The 18,501-nt window shown below is 48.0% G+C and carries 19 protein-coding genes; 4 read left to right on the forward strand and 15 right to left on the reverse strand.

Annotated elements, in window-relative coordinates:
- Positions 1-22 precede the first annotated feature (22 nt).
- The 6 genes from D0B88_RS16840 to D0B88_RS16865 form a co-directional block, all read right to left on the reverse strand.
- A complete protein-coding gene (locus D0B88_RS16840; RefSeq protein ID WP_151058596.1) occupies positions 23-388 on the reverse strand; it encodes a response regulator in 366 nt (121 codons plus the stop codon).
- 25 nt (positions 389-413) lie between these two features.
- Positions 414-2,120 (reverse strand): SpoIIE family protein phosphatase, encoded by a 1,707-nt coding sequence (locus D0B88_RS16845; RefSeq protein ID WP_151058598.1) that lies wholly within the window; start codon positions 2,118-2,120, stop codon positions 414-416.
- Positions 2,121-2,195: 75 nt separating this feature from the next.
- Positions 2,196-2,480, reverse strand: coding sequence for an STAS domain-containing protein (locus tag D0B88_RS16850; RefSeq protein WP_151058601.1), 285 nt, complete (start codon positions 2,478-2,480; stop codon positions 2,196-2,198).
- Between the two features lie 33 nt (positions 2,481-2,513).
- Entirely contained in the window at positions 2,514-2,795 is a 282-nt protein-coding gene (locus D0B88_RS16855) for an STAS domain-containing protein (RefSeq protein ID WP_007643924.1), read from the reverse strand.
- Between the two features lie 18 nt (positions 2,796-2,813).
- Positions 2,814-3,950 (reverse strand): methyl-accepting chemotaxis protein, encoded by a 1,137-nt coding sequence (locus tag D0B88_RS16860; protein WP_151058603.1) that lies wholly within the window; start codon positions 3,948-3,950, stop codon positions 2,814-2,816.
- Positions 3,951-4,233: 283 nt separating this feature from the next.
- Entirely contained in the window at positions 4,234-5,754 is a 1,521-nt protein-coding gene (locus tag D0B88_RS16865) for a fumarate hydratase (RefSeq protein WP_151058605.1), read from the reverse strand.
- 160 nt (positions 5,755-5,914) lie between these two features.
- Here D0B88_RS16865 and D0B88_RS16870 point away from each other — a divergent pair, with 160 nt between their 5' ends.
- Complete coding sequence (locus tag D0B88_RS16870) at positions 5,915-8,023, forward strand: methyl-accepting chemotaxis protein (RefSeq protein ID WP_151058607.1); 2,109 nt, start codon at positions 5,915-5,917, stop codon at positions 8,021-8,023.
- A gap of 52 nt (positions 8,024-8,075) precedes the next feature.
- On the forward strand, positions 8,076-8,768 hold the full coding sequence (locus D0B88_RS16875; RefSeq protein ID WP_191966463.1) for a TorF family putative porin: 693 nt from the start codon (positions 8,076-8,078) through the stop codon (positions 8,766-8,768).
- Between the two features lie 71 nt (positions 8,769-8,839).
- Here the strand turns inward: D0B88_RS16875 and D0B88_RS16880 are convergent, their stop codons facing one another.
- From D0B88_RS16880 to D0B88_RS16905, 6 genes are all read right to left on the reverse strand, one after another.
- Positions 8,840-9,619 (reverse strand): hypothetical protein, encoded by a 780-nt coding sequence (locus tag D0B88_RS16880; RefSeq protein ID WP_225318428.1) that lies wholly within the window; start codon positions 9,617-9,619, stop codon positions 8,840-8,842.
- A 152-nt stretch (positions 9,620-9,771) separates the two neighbouring features.
- The gene (locus D0B88_RS16885; protein ID WP_007643938.1) at positions 9,772-10,356 is read right to left on the reverse strand and encodes a Fe-Mn family superoxide dismutase; all 585 of its coding nucleotides are present in this window, start codon (positions 10,354-10,356) and stop codon (positions 9,772-9,774) included.
- A 173-nt stretch (positions 10,357-10,529) separates the two neighbouring features.
- On the reverse strand, positions 10,530-12,164 hold the full coding sequence (groL, locus tag D0B88_RS16890; RefSeq protein WP_151058611.1) for a chaperonin GroEL: 1,635 nt from the start codon (positions 12,162-12,164) through the stop codon (positions 10,530-10,532).
- 81 nt (positions 12,165-12,245) lie between these two features.
- Positions 12,246-12,536 carry a co-chaperone GroES gene (locus D0B88_RS16895; RefSeq protein ID WP_007643943.1) on the reverse strand — a complete coding sequence of 97 codons (291 nt, stop codon included), beginning with the start codon at positions 12,534-12,536 and terminating at the stop codon, positions 12,246-12,248.
- A gap of 317 nt (positions 12,537-12,853) precedes the next feature.
- Positions 12,854-13,405, reverse strand: a complete 552-nt coding sequence (locus tag D0B88_RS16900; protein ID WP_151058613.1) for an FxsA family protein — start codon at positions 13,403-13,405, stop codon at positions 12,854-12,856.
- 31 nt (positions 13,406-13,436) lie between these two features.
- Positions 13,437-14,468 carry a DUF481 domain-containing protein gene (locus tag D0B88_RS16905; protein WP_151058615.1) on the reverse strand — a complete coding sequence of 344 codons (1,032 nt, stop codon included), beginning with the start codon at positions 14,466-14,468 and terminating at the stop codon, positions 13,437-13,439.
- Between the two features lie 170 nt (positions 14,469-14,638).
- On the opposite strand from D0B88_RS16905, the gene D0B88_RS16910 reads away from it, so the two are divergent.
- A complete protein-coding gene (locus D0B88_RS16910) occupies positions 14,639-14,983 on the forward strand; it encodes an MGMT family protein (RefSeq protein WP_007643947.1) in 345 nt (114 codons plus the stop codon).
- An 11-nt stretch (positions 14,984-14,994) separates the two neighbouring features.
- On the forward strand, positions 14,995-16,287 hold the full coding sequence (locus tag D0B88_RS16915) for an MFS transporter (protein WP_225318429.1): 1,293 nt from the start codon (positions 14,995-14,997) through the stop codon (positions 16,285-16,287).
- 95 nt (positions 16,288-16,382) lie between these two features.
- Here the strand turns inward: D0B88_RS16915 and D0B88_RS16920 are convergent, their stop codons facing one another.
- The 3 genes from D0B88_RS16920 to ampD are packed head-to-tail and all read right to left on the reverse strand — an operon-like array spanning position 16,383 to position 18,498.
- Positions 16,383-16,868, reverse strand: coding sequence for a YajQ family cyclic di-GMP-binding protein (locus D0B88_RS16920; RefSeq protein WP_007643951.1), 486 nt, complete (start codon positions 16,866-16,868; stop codon positions 16,383-16,385).
- 48 nt (positions 16,869-16,916) lie between these two features.
- Complete coding sequence (ampE, locus tag D0B88_RS16925) at positions 16,917-17,894, reverse strand: regulatory signaling modulator protein AmpE (protein WP_151058619.1); 978 nt, start codon at positions 17,892-17,894, stop codon at positions 16,917-16,919.
- Positions 17,895-17,937: 43 nt separating this feature from the next.
- Positions 17,938-18,498: a 1,6-anhydro-N-acetylmuramyl-L-alanine amidase AmpD gene (gene ampD, locus D0B88_RS16930; RefSeq protein WP_151058621.1), complete on the reverse strand. Its 561-nt coding sequence runs from the start codon at positions 18,496-18,498 to the stop codon at positions 17,938-17,940.
- Positions 18,499-18,501 lie beyond the last annotated feature (3 nt).

An 18,501-nucleotide genomic window follows, 5' to 3' on the forward strand; every position in this document is an offset into this window, starting at 1 on the left:
GTTATTCACCGCAATAGTGCCCCTACCCCATCACTTTTTTAGCAATTTCCAACAATTTATTGGGATCAAAAGGTTTTACCATCCAACCTGTTGCGCCAGCGGCTCGCCCTTGTGCTTTCATGGCATCGCTAGCTTCAGTGGTGAGCACGACAATCGGTGTGCGGATGTGAGCAGGTAAGGTACGTAAGGATTTAATCAGCGTTAAACCATCCATATTCGGCATGTTCTGATCGGTTAACACAAAGTCATAGCTTTTTGTTTTGCACAAATTCAACGCTTCCAAACCATCTTTCGCAGCAGTAACCGTATAACCGGCGGATTTTAATGTTGCCTCTACCATTTGCCTTACCGATACTGAATCATCGACGATCAACACATGTTTACTCATAGCGCTAGCCCCAAATACATTTCCATTAAAAAGAACTAATTACTGCCCGAATCAAATTACCGGGCGGCACAATCTCCACTGATTGCGCCAAGCCGCGAATTAAGTACAAACCGCGCCCGGAAAGTTGATCATCATTATTTTTATCTAACACGGCGGGATCATAACCAACCCCGGTGTCTTTTACGGTGATCATCAAGCTCGGGGTGATGGCATCTTTTAGCCATTCAAGCGATAAGGAAATCGTATCTTTTTCGGTTAATCGCTTTAACCGGCGCTCGCGCTCCTGAAAATAAAACTCAAAGCCATCGGCATTTTCTTTAAACTCAGAGTCAAGCCGTAAAATGCCATGATCAATTGCATTGCTAACCATTTCACTCACAATTAAAAATACTATCTGGCAGACATTTTGATCGACACCCAAATATTGCAGAAACTTATTTACAAGTGGAGGAATTTCACATTCTGCAATCTTGCGCCCGGACAGCTCCACCGCCCAGGAAAAATGGCCAATTCCCGGCTCAATTCGTCGATGCAAAATACCGTCTGTGAGTAGCCGCGAACTGCCCAGGAGCATTGCTGCAGGTGTTAAAGTGCACATGGAGACATCATCACTGTAAGTCGCACATCCTGTGTGGGCATGTAGCGCTGCCACCAATTGCGCATGCAAATCAGCAGGTTCAGACTCGATAACATCCACCACCCGCTGCATGGAAAAACAATCTCCAGCCGGGTTTCTCTCTTCTAGCAAACCGTCGGTACAGGCGAAAAAAAATCCGCTTTTAGGAAAACGATAGGTTTCAACAGTTGCTTCAAACTGGTCATCATCAAGAATACCCAACGCCATGTGACGCGAGCGAAAAGTTTGCTGAATTACACCATCGCTAACCCAGTGCGCAGTTGGCATTCCACCATTCCACACGTGGAGTTCACCTTGATCTTTTTGTACCTGCACAATAATGGCAGCAACAAATCGATCAGGAGGGGTATCGCGGCAGAGTTTTTTATTGAGTTCAGTCACTATGGGTTGCAGATGAAACCCCTTGGCCACCATGCTATTAAAGATGGATACCGCTGGCATTATAGTAATTGCCGCCGAGAGACCATGACCGGTCGCATCTGCCAGCATAAAATATAAATCGCCACCGGGAGAGGTGCGCGCCATTGCGATATCGCCACTGAATGAAGCAGAGGATTGCAACCAGGTTTCAACACCTTGAACTTTTTGACTGTTTTGCCCGAGCAAATATTCATAAATGAATTTAGCAATTGCCTCTTCGCGCTCAGCTTCTTTTTTAAACCGCGCCAATTCGGCATTTTGCAAGCTGATGAGTTTTTGCATGGACACCGAATTAATAAGTGCCCTTACTTTTAAAGCCAACAACGACAAATTGATGGGCTTGATAATGTAATCGGCAATACCGCACGCAAAACAATTTTGCAGAAAATCCGGATCCTCATTGACACTAATCATAATGACCGGTGGTATTGAAATATTTTCATTGGCCAGATCGCGCATCAAATTCAGGCCAGTACCATCACCCAACTCGTAATCCAGCAATACCAAATCGATTACAGAGTTATTACTTAGCTCGCGCTTGGCATCGGAAAAGCTGAACGCAGAATGGGTTTGCAGATCCTTACTGTGCAAAAATTCGCATAGCAGTTCATTTAGCAGTTGATCATCGTCAACAACTAAAATACGCAGCGTTTTGTCCGACAGTAATTCAGTCATAAGCTTCCAGTGCAGGCAACCATAAAAACAGTAACAACACCAAGTGTTGAGTGAGCAAAATCTACGGCAAGAACACTATATGTAGTCGAAAATGCGCTGCATGTTGGCCATCGCTAATATTTGTGCAGTAGCTCCCTTTGCACCCTTGATATACATTTTCTTATTAGAGGCCGCAGCGCGACGCTGCCACATCATCATCATGCCCAAGGCAGCACTATCTAAATACTCGACGGCACCAAAGTCGAACACAATTTTGGTGATTCCATTGCCTTCCAGACACTCGGTACACTTTCGTTGGAATTCTTTGTGATAGCCGTAATCAAAACGATTAGGTAGTATCACAACAGCTTGATCAGTCATAACTACTCCAGTTAAAAGCGCCAAATAAATAAATTAATCAATATCAATAATTTTTTGAATATTTGCCAACCCAAGAATCTCTTTGGGTGCTGATTTCAGATTTTGCATAATTAGCTTGGCATTTTTTGCCTGTACTTTTTTATGCGACATAACCAGCAAGCCAATGCCTGCACTGTCGATATACTCCATTTCAATACAGTCCAATGTCACATTGCCACCAAAATCCAGGGCAGCAGCAATAGCAGCGTTGAATTCACTGCTGGATGAATAATCAAAACGTTTTGGCATGCGAATTACAGCGGCTGACTGAGTCATTGTTAACTCCCGGATAATTTAAAAAAGATCTACAGAACCGCTTTCTATCGAGGAAGCAGATACTGGATTGTGTTTTTGGCGCGCACCGCTATTCCTGTAGTTAGCAACTTCTTTTTCAAGCCGCTCAGGAAAATTTGCTGCTTGTGTTAACTGTGCAACCAGAGGTTTCAGATCATTTAATTGCGAAATACTGTAATCGATGTTTTGTCGCGACATATCTTCAAATTGCAAGGCACGGGTTGCATTGTTCAACGCCACAACCAATTGCGCCAAAATGCCTTCCATTTGATGTGTTATCGCTTGATCCGCATCCGCCTTTTGGATTAATTGGGAGCTGATTCTTTGCATTTCTGCCTTGGCCAGTAACACATAGGTCATGTCCTGGGAGGCAACTTGCCCAACCACTTGATCAAGCTCTGCAATTGCCGTAGCAATAGCTCTTAGCTGTTGCTGTATATCGCGACTGAAACCTGCTGAGCGATTGGAAAGTGCGCGTACTTCGTCGGCAACCACGGCAAAGCCACGCCCGGCTTCACCGGCACGCGCAGCCTCAATCGCAGCATTAAGTGCCAGCAAATTAGTTTGGGAGGCTATTTGATCTATGTCTTTTAGCGCACGGATAACGGTAGGCATTTGCTCGGCAATGGCGCCCACTTTTTCCACTAGTTCCATAGACGAAGCGCTAATTTCAACCGTGGTATCTACAAAGCGGTTGAGCAGATCATAGGTATTTTCTGCAAACAAACTCATGCGCGCTGAAATGGTATTTTTATCCGTTTCATTATCATAAAGCAGGTTATGGATATGGTTTTGCTGTTCATCCAGCAAGGTTTTAATGGCATCAAAAGACTGGACTAACAAGCCAATTGCGTCGGCTTGAATCGCAATTTGTGCGTGTAAACTTTTCTGGGTTTCTGCAACAACCTCGCCCATTATCAGGCTGGCATCCTGCAGGGGGGCGGCGTTGTCTTGCCGTTGGGTGTGGCTGTCGCCACCGCCAACCAATTCAGGCCTGGCATATGAATTGAGCGACAAAACCAATACCACCATAACCAAGGTACTAAATACTGCCGCTAATAAAGGATGAACCCAAACTCCAAGTGCTCCACCGCCAACAAAGGCTGCAGCAATAACGATAATCTGCTTGGTTGGCATAACGGTGGAGATCCCCTGCTTGCTTGCAAAAGAAATGGCGACAGCCGCTGTCACCCCGGTCAATATGATTTAAAAGTAGCAGGTTTATTTTTAGATGCGCGATTCAGCAAGAAACTGAAACAAAATTAATAACGCAAACGATGAGATGGGTAATTCAATACAAGATAAAAACTTAAAAAATATTATTTATATAGCGAAAAACAATTTAAACAGTAGCTCTAAAAAAAACGGCAACTTGATAGCTGCCGTTTTTTCATTTGAGAAGTAATTGCACTTGGGATAATTATTGAACCGCAAGTACACCTTCTTCAATTTTGGCCTTCCAGATTTTCGGCCCGGTGTTATGTACCGATTCTCCGCGCGAATCCACCGCGACAGTTACCGGCATATCTTTTACGTCGAACTCATAAATGGCTTCCATCCCCAACTCAGGAAAGCCGAGCACCTTGGCAGACTTAATCGCCTGGGCTACTAAATAGGCGGCGCCGCCCACGGCCATCAAGTACACCGACTTGTTATCGCGGATTGCTTCTATCGCCGCCGGGCCGCGCTCGGATTTACCGATCATGCCAAGCAAACCAGTTTGTTCGAGCATGGTGCGAGTGAATTTATCCATACGCGTGGCGGTGGTGGGGCCTGCCGGGCCAACCACTTCATCGCGGATTGGATCAACCGGGCCGACGTAATAAATGAAGCGGCCTTTCATGCTCACCGGTAATTCTTCACCCTTGGCGAGCATATCGGTCATTTTCTTGTGCGCGGCATCGCGGCCAGTGAGCATCTTGCCGGAGAGCAAAATCGTCTCACCGGTTTTCCAATCCAACACGTCTTCTGGCTTCACTGTATCCAGATTTACGCGGCGCACGCTGTCGCCCACTTCCCAGGTGATATCTGGATAGTCTTCCAACGCTGGTGGCGTTTGGAAGGCGGGGCCGGAGCCATCCAGTACAAAGTGGGCGTGACGGGTTGCCGCGCAGTTGGGAATAATAGCGATGGCTTTGTTGGCCGCGTGGGTTGGATAGTCTTTGACTTTAATGTCCACTACGGTGGTCAAGCCACCCAGGCCTTGTGCACCAATCCCCAGGCGATTCACTTTGTCGTACAGCTCAATGCGCAATTCTTCCGCGCGATTACTCGCCCCGCGCGCTTGCAACTCTTGGATATCCACTGGCTCCAGCAAAGCTTCTTTCGCCAGCAGCATGGCTTTTTCGGCAGTACCGCCAATGCCGATACCCAACATGCCCGGTGGGCACCAACCAGCCCCCATTTCCGGCACGACTTTTAATACCCAGTCCACTACTGAATCAGACGGGTTCAACATGGCAAATTTGGTTTTGGCTTCTGAACCACCACCCTTGGCGGCCACATGCACATCAACTGTATTACCGGGAACGATGTTGTAGTGAATTATCGCAGGCGTGTTATCGCCAGTATTTTTACGGGCACCATCCGGGTCGGCGAGAATTGAAGCGCGCAGCACGTTATCGGGGTTCATATAAGCGCGGCGCACGCCTTCGTTGACCATATCGGTCAGGCTCATTTGCGCGTCCCATTGCACATCCATACCCACGGTGACAAACACGGTAACTATGCCGGTGTCCTGGCAAATGGGGCGATGGCCCATGGCACACATGCGCGAGTTAATCAGGATTTGCGCCATCGCATCTTTAGCGGCTTTGCTCTCTTCGCGCTCGTAGGCTTTGTGGATGGCCTGGATGAAATCAACGGGATGGTAGTAGGAAATAAATTGCAGCGCATCGGCGACGCTGTCGATCAGATCTTGCTGGCGAATCACGGTTGGCATAAGCGCATCTCTTGTTGTAGATAAAAAAGTGGCGCCAATTCTACACCATCAACTCCACAACAGGCGCTCGGGTAAATGACTTTATCAGCTTAAAAATTGTGCAATTTGCCAACTAACAACTAGGCTGAATTTAGCGCCACCCTTTAAGGAAGCACCACCTATGAATGCCCTATCACTCCGTTTCAAGCTCAGCCTGAGTATTGCGCTGATCCTCGCATTTAGCATGGGCACCTTGAGTTTCGTCGCCTGGCGTTCGATGTCGAACAACGCGCAAGAATCCATTGCGCGCAGCGCGGAATCCATGAAGGCGACTATTGATAACCGCCTGTTGGAAATCGCCCAGGTGAGCGCGCTGGAAACCAGCTCACTGCTCAATCGCAACTTTGATGTGGCACTGCACCTGGCCAGTATTTTGAGTGGCACCGCCCACGGCAGTGGCACACCCTACACGCGTGTACAAGTTAAAAAAATGACTTATGACATGTTGGTTGCCACACCGTCGGCATCATCCATTTACGCCCAGTTTGATAGCAACGGCTACGACAACCTCGACAGTGAATTTTTGGGCGATGCCGAGTACAGCTCGGAAACAGGCAGCCTGGGAATTTACTGGGTCGCAAACCCCCAAGGCCCAGTCTCCAGCCAAGTCAGTTACGCCGATCAATACGATGCCACCATTGACACCAATGGCCTGCGTAAAGCCGAGTGGTATTTATGCAGCCGCGACACACGTAAACCCTGCCTAATGGAACCTTATCTTTACGAGGTAACTCCGGGCAATAAAGTTTTACTTACCTCACTGGTTGCACCGGTTTTAGTGAACAATGAATTTCGCGGTGTTGCCGGTATCGATATAGACCTGCCGGTGTTACAAAAAAATATTCTCGCGCAATCTGCCAATTTATATGACGGCAAAACCAGTATGTATTTACTGAGCGAACGCAATAATGTGGTAGCCAGCAGTATGCACCCTGAGTTTGTTGGCAAAGCACTTGTGGCCAGTGATAAAGACTTATTTGATGCACTCGCCGCCAGTAACAAAAACCAATTTATTTACAAGGATCAAATTATCACTGTACAACCCATTAAAGCCGATGCTGTGCGTAGCGAGTGGAAAATGGTGATAGTTACGCCCTCCGTTATCGCGTACGACGTGGTGGATGAACTGAGCCAATCACTGCAGGAAAGTAGCTTATCTACGGCAACCAATATGATTGGTCTGGCGTTAATTCTGCTGGTAGTTTTTGTTGGTGTGGTGTCGCTGTGGATTAAACAATCGACCAAACCTATCGTCAACATGAGCAATATGATGCGCGAGCTCGCCAGTTCCGACGGTGATTTAACACGCAAATTAATTCCCTCGAATGACAAGGAATTAATTGATATGGCAGATGGCTTTAATAACTTCACTGAAAAATTACGCGCAATGATTCTCGCCTTAAAACAGGATTCCATTCGCCTCAAAGAGCAAAGTAACAGCCTGACCGGAACCTCCAAAAATACACGCTCGGCAACGGAAATACAGGTGGAGCAAATTCAAAATATTATGACGGCGATTCACCAAATGTCAGCTACCGCCAATGAAGTTGCCAAACTCGCCAGTAATACTTCCAGCGATTCACAAGCTTCAGTAAAAGAGATCAATAACGCGCGGGATTTATTCCAACGCACCGTAGAAGAATTTAAAGGCGTAGCGACCGACTTCTCCAACTCCAGTCAAAAAATTCAGCTGGTAGCCGAAAGTAGCAATAAAATCAGTGGCATTACCGATGTTATTCAAAGCATTGCCGCACAAACCAATCTACTCGCATTAAATGCAGCGATTGAAGCGGCGCGCGCCGGTGAACAAGGGCGTGGTTTTGCGGTAGTAGCCGATGAAGTGCGTTCACTCGCGGCGCGCACTCAACAATCCACCGAGGAAATTAAAAATTTAATTCAGGGTTTACAACAACAAGTTGATCAAACCGTTGTGCAAATAAACCAAAACACCCAGCGGGTTGGTGACACGCTCGTGGAAGCGGAACATGCCTACGAGCGCCTGACGACAGCTACTCAAGGTATTAATTCGATTACTGATAGCGCCTATCAAGTCGCGGCCGCCGCGGAAGAGCAAAATCAGGTTACAGAAGAAATTAATCGCAACATCTCCGCCATTGGCGATGCAACGCAAGAACTTGAACGCTTGTCGCACAGCGTATTTTCCGCGAGTGGCAATGTGGACAAAATCACGCAGGATATTGACGGGCATTTGTCGCAACTACGCTGCTAGCAATAGCTATTGCCGTGCATTAAATAAATCACCACCGGACAGGAGATTGACCGTGAAGCTTATTGGTACTTATCAGCTGGCGGCATTGTGTTTAGCAACCGTAAATCTGGCGGCACCAGTGCAAGCAGAGGTATCAGGCAAAGTCTCGTTTGTTAGCAATTATCTCTCCTATGGTTTATCACAAACACAGGATGACCCGGCACTGCAATTCACCACCACCTGGTCGGGCGAATCAGGTTTATATCTAAGCGGTTGGGCATCACAAGTAGATTTTGGAGAGGAGACCGATACCGAAATCGGCGTCTATGCCGGGTACTACAACACATTTTCCGACACACTATCGCTTGACGCAGGCATCGCCCAATTTTTGTATGAGGGCGCAGATATCAGTGACGATTACAGCTACAACGAAGTTTATGCCACCTTACACACTTCACTATTAAGCCTCGGGTTTCATTACGCATGGGATTATTTTGGTAGCGGAGCCGAGTACACCGTAGTGCAAGTTTCCAAACAATTTCCGCTTAACGATTGGTTCAACTTAACTCTGGGAGCTGACTATGCAGTCACGGGCGATGAAAATAAATATTCAATTCTGGGGGAATCTGATTATTTGCATTATTTTCTTCGTGCAGAAAAAGACTGGCTTGGTTTGCAGTGGAGTTTGAGCGTACATGAAACCACTATGCCTGAAACAGAAACCGATGAGGCGCGCGCAGTTGCAGGTATTGGTTGGGCTTTTTAAAGAAAAATAGCGAAGAAAATAAGCAAAGTAAAAGCGCCCCGGTAAAAAACCCGGGGCACTGGTGTGGGTGTTTAGGGCTTGGCGGTTAGCTGTTGTTTAATCTGCAACAGCTCGCGATTGGTGCTGCGACGGAAGTCATCAATAGCCGCAATCGCCTCATCATGATTGCGGATACGTGTCGCCAAGCTATCCAACGCTGTCATTTCCAGCGACATTTTGTCCAACTGCTCTTTCAGCTGCTGAACACTTTGGGTTTGCTGGCTAACACTGGTAGCCATGCCATCAATTTTTGCAGCCGCGCCATCGGCAACAGTTTTATTAGCCGCTAGCTCTTGCTTGAGGGAGGCCGCCGTTGTTTTTGCATCTGTTGCGGTTTTTTGTGCATTGGCAGCATCTCGCCCCACCGCCGTCGTTTTTTCTGTATTGGCAGCGATTGCTTTGCGATTGGTTTCAACCAAACCAGCGATACGACGCACTTCACCGTCTATTTTCTTCAAGTTGGACTGCAGCGTCACTACCGATGCACTGGACTCCTCAGACGTCATACTCAACTGCTGTTCCAAGCCCTGGATACGTGCATCCGCCTGTTTCAACATGGCTTGCGCTTGAAATAGCTGCCACCCTAAAAAACCTGCACCCGCTGCCGCAACCAACGCAATAACCAGAGCAACGGCTGGCAAACTGCTGGATGGCGCTTGAGTGTAAACCGGGGCCGATGCCGCTTTACGTGCAGGGCGAGCAGATGCAGGCTCGTCATCATGATCGCGAAGCGGCGCTTGCGGGCGACGCGATGTAGATTCCGCTGGTTCAGACACAGCGCCAGTGGACAATGTGGGTTCTCTGCGTTCCATAACAACAGCTACCTTAACGATGAGTCAGTGAAATAAATGGGTAATAAGTGCGCGCATTTTATAGCAGCAGCCCGCACAAACATAGGCTGCGATTTTTATTTCACGCAATAAAAAAACGGGCCCGCAGGCCCGTTTCCAGTGCAAACAACTAATTACTTGGCGTAGTTAGCGTTCACAAATTCCCAGTTCACCAACGCCCAGAAAGCGTTCATGTAGGTTGGGCGCGCATTGCGGTAGTCGATGTAGTAAGCGTGTTCCCACAAATCCACAGTCAGAATGGGGGTCACAGACGCGTCAGTCAATGGAGTAGCTGCGTTGCTAGTGTTAACAATAGCTACTGAACCATCGGCTTTTTTCACCAACCAGGTCCAGCTTGAACCGAAATTGTTGATGGCAGAGTTAGTGAACTCTTCTTTAAATTTGTCGAATGAACCAAAGGCTGCATTGATTGCATCTGCTACTGCGCCAGTTGCTGCGCCGCCACCGTTGGGGCTCAGGCAGTGCCAGTAGAAGGTGTGGTTCCAAATTTGCGCAGCATTATTGAATACACCGCCAGAAGAAGTTTTGATCACATCTTCCAGGCTTTTGCCTTCAAATTCGGTGCCGGGAACCAAACCGTTCAACTTATCAACATAAGTTTTATGGTGCTTGCCGTGGTGAAATTCCAGAGTTTCTTTAGAAATGTGAGGAGCCAGAGCGTCAATTGCGTAAGGCAATGCGGGTAATTCAAAAGCCATGATGTTTCTCCTAATTCACGGTTGTGTAAATTTAGCGTTGTTCAAAATCCGGGGCAAATAATACCAACTAAATGATTTTGGCATTATTAAAAATTTGCTATCGCTATTTAAAAAAGAGTAGAGGCCGAAAACAATTGCGGCCCACTAGGGGCCGCAACTATCGATGGGTCGATTTACATCATACCGCCCATACCACCCATACCGCCCATGTCTGGTGCAGCAGGTTTATCTTCTGGCAAATCAGCAACCATTGCTTCGGTAGTGATCATCAAACCAGCGATAGAACCAGCAGCTTGCAAGGCTGAACGGGTTACTTTGGCTGGGTCGAGAATACCCATTTCCAGCATATCGCCGTATACACCAGTCGCGGCGTTGTAACCGTAGTTACCAGTACCTTTCTTCACCTGGTCGGCAACAACAGACGGCTCATCACCGGCGTTGGCAACGATTTGACGCAGTGGAGCTTCCATTGCACGACGAGCAATACCGATACCGGCATTTTGATCTTCGTTGTCACCTTTCAGGTCAGCGATAGCCGCAACAGCACGGATCAGTGCAGTACCACCGCCGGGAACCACGCCTTCTTCTACCGCTGCACGAGTTGCATGCAGAGCATCTTCAACGCGTGCTTTTTTCTCTTTCATTTCAACTTCAGTCGCTGCGCCCACTTTAATTACCGCAACACCGCCAGCCAATTTTGCTACGCGCTCTTGCAGTTTTTCACGGTCGTAGTCAGAAGAAGTTTCTTCGATTTGTACGCGAATTTGTTGAACGCGTGATTTGATTTCATCCGCGTTACCAGCACCGTCAACAATTACGGTGTTGTCTTTGTTCATGGTTACGCGTTTTGCAGTACCCAAGTGCTCGATGGTAGCGCTTTCCAAATCCAGACCAACTTCTTCTGAAATCACAGTACCGCCGGTCAATACAGCGATGTCTTGCAACATAGCTTTACGGCGGTCACCGAAACCAGGTGCCTTAACAGCAGCTACTTTCACGATACCGCGAATGTTGTTCACGACTAAAGTTGCCAACGCTTCGCCTTCAACGTCTTCAGCAACGATTACCAGTGGCTTGCCTGACTTGGCAACGCCTTCCAGCACGGGCAGCAATTCGCGGATGTTGGAGATTTTTTTGTCAACCAACAGGATGAACGGATGATCGTGCTCAACGCTCATGTTGTCCTGGTTGTTGATGAAGTAAGGAGACAAGTAGCCACGGTCAAACTGCATACCTTCTACTACGTCCAACTCGTTGTCGAGGCTGGTGCCTTCTTCAACGGTGATCACACCTTCTTTACCTACTTTTTCCATTGCTTCAGCAATCAACTCACCCACAGAAGTATCGCTGTTAGCAGAGATGCTACCGACTTGAGAGATAGACTTGGTATCAACGCATGGCTGGGCGATAGATTTAACGTGAGCAACTGCAGCAGTGATTGCTTTGTCGATCCCGCGCTTCAAATCCATTGGGTTCATACCCGCCGCAACAGATTTCAAACCTTCGTTCACAATAGCTTGTGCCAATACAGTAGCGGTGGTGGTACCGTCACCGGCGTCGTCAGAAGCGCGAGAAGCTACTTCTTTCAACATTTGTGCACCCATATTTTCAAACTTGTCTTTCAGGCTGATTTCTTTGGCAACTGATACGCCGTCTTTAGTGATGGTGGGAGCACCGAAGGACTTCTCCAACACCACGTTGCGGCCTTTAGGGCCAAGCGTCGCTTTAACTGCATCGGCCAGAATGTTTACACCGGCCAACATGCGTTGACGTGCGTTATCACCAAATTTCACTTCTTTAGCTGACATATTTTCAATTCCTACAAACTTTTGTTAACCCAAGGAGATCGACGCAATGCGACCTCACCTTACATTTTTGCAGCGTCTGGTTTACACCAATACGGCTTTGATATCTGACTCGTTGAGGATAACCAACTCTTCGCCATCAATAGTGATAGTGTCGCTACCGGCATATTTACCGAATACCACTACGTCACCTACTTTTACATCCAATGGGCGCAGCTCACCGCTCGCCAGTACGCGGCCATTACCTACAGCAACCACTTCGCCTTGATTAGGCTTTTCTTTCGCAGCGCCAGACAAAATGATGCCACCGGCAGTTTTGGTTTCTTCTTCTTTGCGACGAATAACAACGCGATCGTGTAACGGACGAATTTTCATGAACATTTGTCTCCTAAACAAACAGGTTAAACGAGCGAAGAGCCAGACTCTTGATCACAAGAGCGCATGGCTCAGGCTTGATGACATATAGGGATGGTCTTGAAGGTTTCAAGGCCCATCAGTAAGGCCACCGATCTACAGGATCAACCCGGAAACCGGTAGCCAATAAAGCGGTGAAACCTATGTGGGGTTAGCAATGGGGATTTCAACCTGAGGGGGCAAAAAATCTTGCAATAAAAGTGGTTTCTTTCATTTACGGCAGAAATCAGGGCATCTTTGGCCCTATTGAGCGAAAGGTTATTTAGCAGGGAGCTGTATTAGTTAGAGGGACGCTTATCGTCAGGTGATGCTTCGGCTGGCTGATCGATCAATAGACCTTGGTGTTTGGGGTCGCTCTCATCATCGCGGGCAGCAGGCCCTTGATGCTCATAGACAGTGCCCCGCCCAGCAGCAGTGGCGTCACGCTTAAAACCTGCCGAGGTAAAACCCGCCGTGTAAAAGCCACTTGCCGAGGCGCGCATCGCCATTTTGGCCAACCAACGTTTTAACAGCAACTGCCGAACCAGCGGAATAAAACAGAGCACCGCCAAAAGATCGGTGAGGAAACCAGGGATTATCAACAGCACTGCACCCACCGCTTTAAACAGATTGCCGGCCAACGCCTGCGCGGGCAACTCGCCCTCCATTCGCATGTTTTGCGCGGTGCGCAGCATGCTGGAGGCTCCCAGGTAGCGAAGCAGGTTCACACCAAGTACGATCATCAATGCCAACCAGCCAATCACTGCCAAAGCGCCCACTTCACTGCCGATTTCAATCATCAACCAGAGTTCGATAATGGGCAGTAACAGAATTAGCAGTGGCAGACGCATAACAGATTTCCAATACACAAGGCCGGGCAGTTTACCACTTGTAACTCACCCCCAGCGACATTCGCGTGTCCTTGTCCTGACGGGTGGGTTGCGGATCGGTATCCAACCAGTAATCAATTTTAAATTCAGAATAAATCCGCTCAAGAATCTTGGAACTTAGGCCGGTCGAGGTTTTTAACTGTAGGTTAGGGTCTTGTTCGGTCGACTGCAGCAGTTCGTTATTGTGAAAAAAACCAACCCCCCAAGGAAGGTTGTAACGAAAATCCAGCGCCATGCCCAAGGCCATAAAGTCATCCTCAAGGGCATAGTCGCCCACCAAATCGGCAGGTAATTGGTAGGATTCCTGATGCAACGCTAAACCCGACCTCAGTGATAACGCCATCGTTTTGTTATCAAAGAACTGATAGCCCGTGCCAGAACCAAAGCGCTGGTAGGTACGCATGCCCCGCTGTGGGTCGGCACCGGCAAGCACACTGTTGTACCAAAACCAATGCTCCCCAAAAAACCAATCCAGGGCGTAACGGCTATTCCAGCGCTTTTGGGGGCGCGAGTAGTTCCATGAGGCCCGCGAGAACTCGCCGCCAAACAGGTGGCGAAAATCGTTGCGGCGCAGACTGAATTCCCCTTGGGCATTCCATTCATCTCGCACTTCATTACCGCGCGAGTATGCCCCCCACAGGTTGATCCGCCCCTGATGGGTATAGCTGCCTTTTTTAAACTCTTCATAAGGCATGAGTGTTTTTATGCGTAGCAGAGATGCACGCTTGATGCGGTTGGGATCACCACAGTGATAACGCAAAAACTCCGCATCCATTGGTTGCAAATGACAAGGTAACTTGTTGCCATTGATTTTTAATGCAACGTCGCTCTGGATATTTTTGATATTGGTCTTTTTAATCTGCTGCTCGCCAAAGTTGGTGGAACGCCACAGCAGATGCTCCTCATCAATACTCACTAACTCGCCTTCCAATCGGTCGCCGTTGAGTAGCTCAACAACGCCGGCAAGGGCAACATCAACCTGCAGCAACAACAGCAAAACAATAAGTGATGTGGTTTTTTTCACAGCGAGACCTTTTACAAGGAATGGTTTATTGGACGGCTAATTATCATTAAAGTGACGCCACACCAGCACTGCAATGCCAGAAATGTTAATAGTGTTAACTTAAGTTTCCTCGGGTTTATTGATGTAAATTCAATATTCACTTGAGCAAAATAGCGAGCCAACTACGCCCCATGAGTAATTCCAGCCAACACAAGGAAGCCATCTACCTTGCATTAATGACCATTCCCGCCGGAAAAGTGGTGACTTATGGCGAATTGGCCAGGCTCGCAGGCTTGCCTGGCGCCGCTCGTCTTGCAGGTACACTCATGGCAGGTTTGAGCGAGAACACCGCCCTGCCCTGGCACAGGGTTATAAATGCCCAGGGGCGAATTTCACTACCGGAAAATTCCCCCGCACGAAACATGCAACAGACGCGGTTAGAAGCAGAGGGCGTGATATTTGAGCGAGGGAAAATTAATCTGCGGATTTACAGTTACAATGCTGAGCCAACCCGCTCAAACACTCACAAAAAATGAACACCCGCCCTATGAATTCACCCCAACAAAGCAGTTCCAGTAATACCAATTACAAAGGCTGGCGCGGTATCAAACGCGCCTTTGCTACGCCCTCGGCACTCACTATGCTGTTTTTGGGTTTTGGCTCGGGCTTACCGTTTTTATTGGTGGGCGCCACGCTCTCCACCTGGTTGCGCGATACGGGTGTAGCACTGAGTGTGATTGGCCTGATCAGTTATGCCAGTTTTTTTTACGTGCTGAAATTTTTGTGGGCCCCCTTGGTTGACCGCTACCCGCTGCCATTTTTAGGGCGCCGAAAAGGTTGGCTCGCGCTGTCGCAATTACTGCTAATGGGTGCGCTCGCGGGCATGGCACTAATGGGCCCGCAATCGTCGCTACTATTATTTGTTGTACTGGCGGGACTAGTTGCGTTTGCCGGCGCTACACAAGACATAGTGGTTGATGCTTATCGCATTGAAGTAGCTCCGGTGGAATCGCAAGCGGCGCTCGCGGCAACCTATATTTTGGGCTATCGCTTCGGGTTGATTTTATCAGGCGCCATCGCATTGTATTTAGCAGAACTCACTGGTTGGACGGTTGCTTATTTAATAATGGCCGCCTGTGTTTTGCTGCCGCTCTTTGCAGGGCTTTTATCCAAAGAACCGGCTGCACAGGAATTAATTGTGCGCGAAATTCGTTTGTGGGATGCATTTATAAAACCGTTTCAGGAGTTTTTCTCGCGCAACGGAATTTGGCTCGGATTGGCTTTATTAGCGTTCGTCGGGCTATTCAAACTACCGGATCAAATGATTGGCGTCTTGGCCGGGCCATTTTATTTAGACTCGGGCTACACCAAAGCCGATATAGCGACAGTCTCAAAAATTTACGGTGTTTGGATTGGTATCGCAGGCGCATTTCTGGGTGGGATTTGTATAGCCGCATTTAGTTTGCGCTCAATGCTAGTGGTAGCGGCACTTGCGGTATCTATTTCTAACATCACTTATCTATTGATGGCTTACAACCCCGGCCAAAGCTGGGCTTTCTTTGCCACGATCAGTGCCGACAATTTATCGCAAGGCTTTGCGGGTGTTGTGTTAGTCGCGTTTATGTCGAGCCTCACAAATCGCAACTTCACGGCAACGCAGTATGCGTTACTCGTTTCTCTCGCACATTTACCGGGTAAATTTATTGGCGGTTTGTCAGGCTATATCGTGGAAGCCAGCAGCTATTCCGCCTTTTTTATCCTGAGTACTTTTTCGGTCGTACCTACCCTGCTACTGCTTGCGTGGATATGGCATCGCATCAAAGACGATAACCAGCAGTAAATCAGGGCATACAGCAATAAAAAGGCCGCCGGATTTCTCCGGCGGCCTTTCAGTTTACAAACAATGTTTTTCGAAAACATTTTAGTTCTATGAAGCTAGTCCCTGAAGTTTTCAAACTGCAATGGCATATCTATATCTTCTGCAGCACGCAACATGGCTATTGCCTCTTGCAGGTCGTCGCGCTTCTTGCCGGTAATACGCACTTGATCGCCCTGAATAGAAGCCTGCACTTTTAGCTTGCCATCTTTAACCATGCGCACAATTTTTTTCGCCAATTCAGTTTCCACGCCAGTGCGCACCACAATATCTTTTTTTACTTGCTTGCCTGAGGTTTTAACCGGCTTAACTTCCAAACATGAAACCCCGATACCATTTTTGTGCAAAGCACTGCGCAGAGAATCCAACATTGCATCAAGCTGATATTCATTATCCGCCGTAATCGTAATTTCATATTCTTTGCGATCAAACTTGGCATCGACACCCTTGAAATCATAGCGACTAGTAATCACTTTACTTGCCTGATCCACCGCGTTGGTAAGCGCATGTTTATCAACTTCGGAAACCACATCAAATGACGGCATAACTAACCTCTTCCATACAAAATTAAATCATTAATAAACCAACAACGGTCACACAACCAGCGTTGCAAACGCAATCGCACAAATCCAGAACAATAGCGAACGCGAATAGAGCGGTAAGCTCGATTTCACCAAGGCAAAAGAATAAGCGGGCTCGGTATGGGTGGTGATTACGTCGCCAGTAAGATCCTCGATAATATCCTGCGTCTCTTCCGCCATTTCCTCTTCCATTTCGGCTTTTTCTTCACTGTTCATTTGTGCCATAGCCGCTGTTGAGCAGTCCGTTGGGGCACCCAGTGCACCGCGCAAACATTCATTCAAGACATAGTCGGATGGACTTTGGGTATCCAATAAATTTTTGCGCAAAGGGCAGGTTTCAAAATTACCAACAAACGCCCAGGTTACGCCCATTAAACGTACCGCCGGCAGTTCAAGTAACCACAACCACTTGCTCGCTGTACCGAAAGCATCACTTTCCAGTGGCGAAAAATCGCGATAGAGCACACTTAAACGATAGAGCAAAGCACCAAATGGTCCCGCGATAAAAAACCAGAAAAGTACAGCAAAACTGCGCTCAAACCCGCGATAGGCAATGACCTTCAATGCCTCCGTATGCAATTCGCGCCAATCTGAAACTTCAGCGCTGTTATGATCCGCCGGAGTATTGCCGCGTAGACGATCAATCAACTGCGCCGCCGCCACACCATCACCCCGTGTTGCAAGTGCAATATATTCGCGTGCATCAACCAAAATGTTGCCGCGCCCCAAGCTATACAACAACACCGGCACATAGAGGAAAAACAACCAGTGTTTACCTGCAAATTCATTGATCAGCAAGAAAATAAATATCAACGCTACCAATGGAATTAGCAGCGCCAAGAGTAGCGGAGGAATGGGCGATGCGGAAAATCCGGGGATTTTTTGCAGGCGGTTGATTAGCCATTTAAACCAGCCATCGTAATGAATGAAGCTGGCAGAGCCGAGCCAGTAAACGATTGCAAGAACAACAACCAAGCTGAGAAAAATCATTGTGTTTTATCACTCATCGGTCAATAAATGTGAAGCGAGGGCTTTATTCAAGCGCTCTGCGAAAACGCTGCCAATCAAAGGCGGGGCCCGGGTCGGTCTTGCGTCCGGGCGCTATATGCTCATGACCAGTGATGCGCTCAGGCGTTAGTTTAGGATAAGTCAGCATCAACTGGCGAGTAACTTTCTCCAGCGCGCGATATTGGGCATCGCTGTAAGGCAGCTCATCGGTGCCCTCCAGCTCTATGCCAATACTGTAATCATTACAGTTGGGAACCCCGTCAAAACTGGAGGCACCCGCGTGCCAGGCGCGCGCAGTAAATGGGGCAAATTGGGTAATTGCACCATCGCGCTCAATAAATAAATGTGCAGAAACCGCTAAACCAGCAATAGTCGAAAAATAAGGATGTTCATTCGCATCGAGCTTATTTTGAAAAAATGCCTGCACATAACCACCCCCAAATTCACCCGGCGGCAAACTGATATTGTGCACCACGAGCAAACTGATATCCGCCGTCTCCGGTCGCTCATTAATATTGGGCGATGGACAAATGCGGGCACCACTTAGCCAACCATCGCAAATCTCAAAAGCATTATTTATCGTCATGAT

This window comes from Cellvibrio sp. KY-YJ-3, from assembly GCF_008806955.1.
Classification (GTDB): Bacteria; Pseudomonadota; Gammaproteobacteria; order Pseudomonadales; family Cellvibrionaceae; genus Cellvibrio.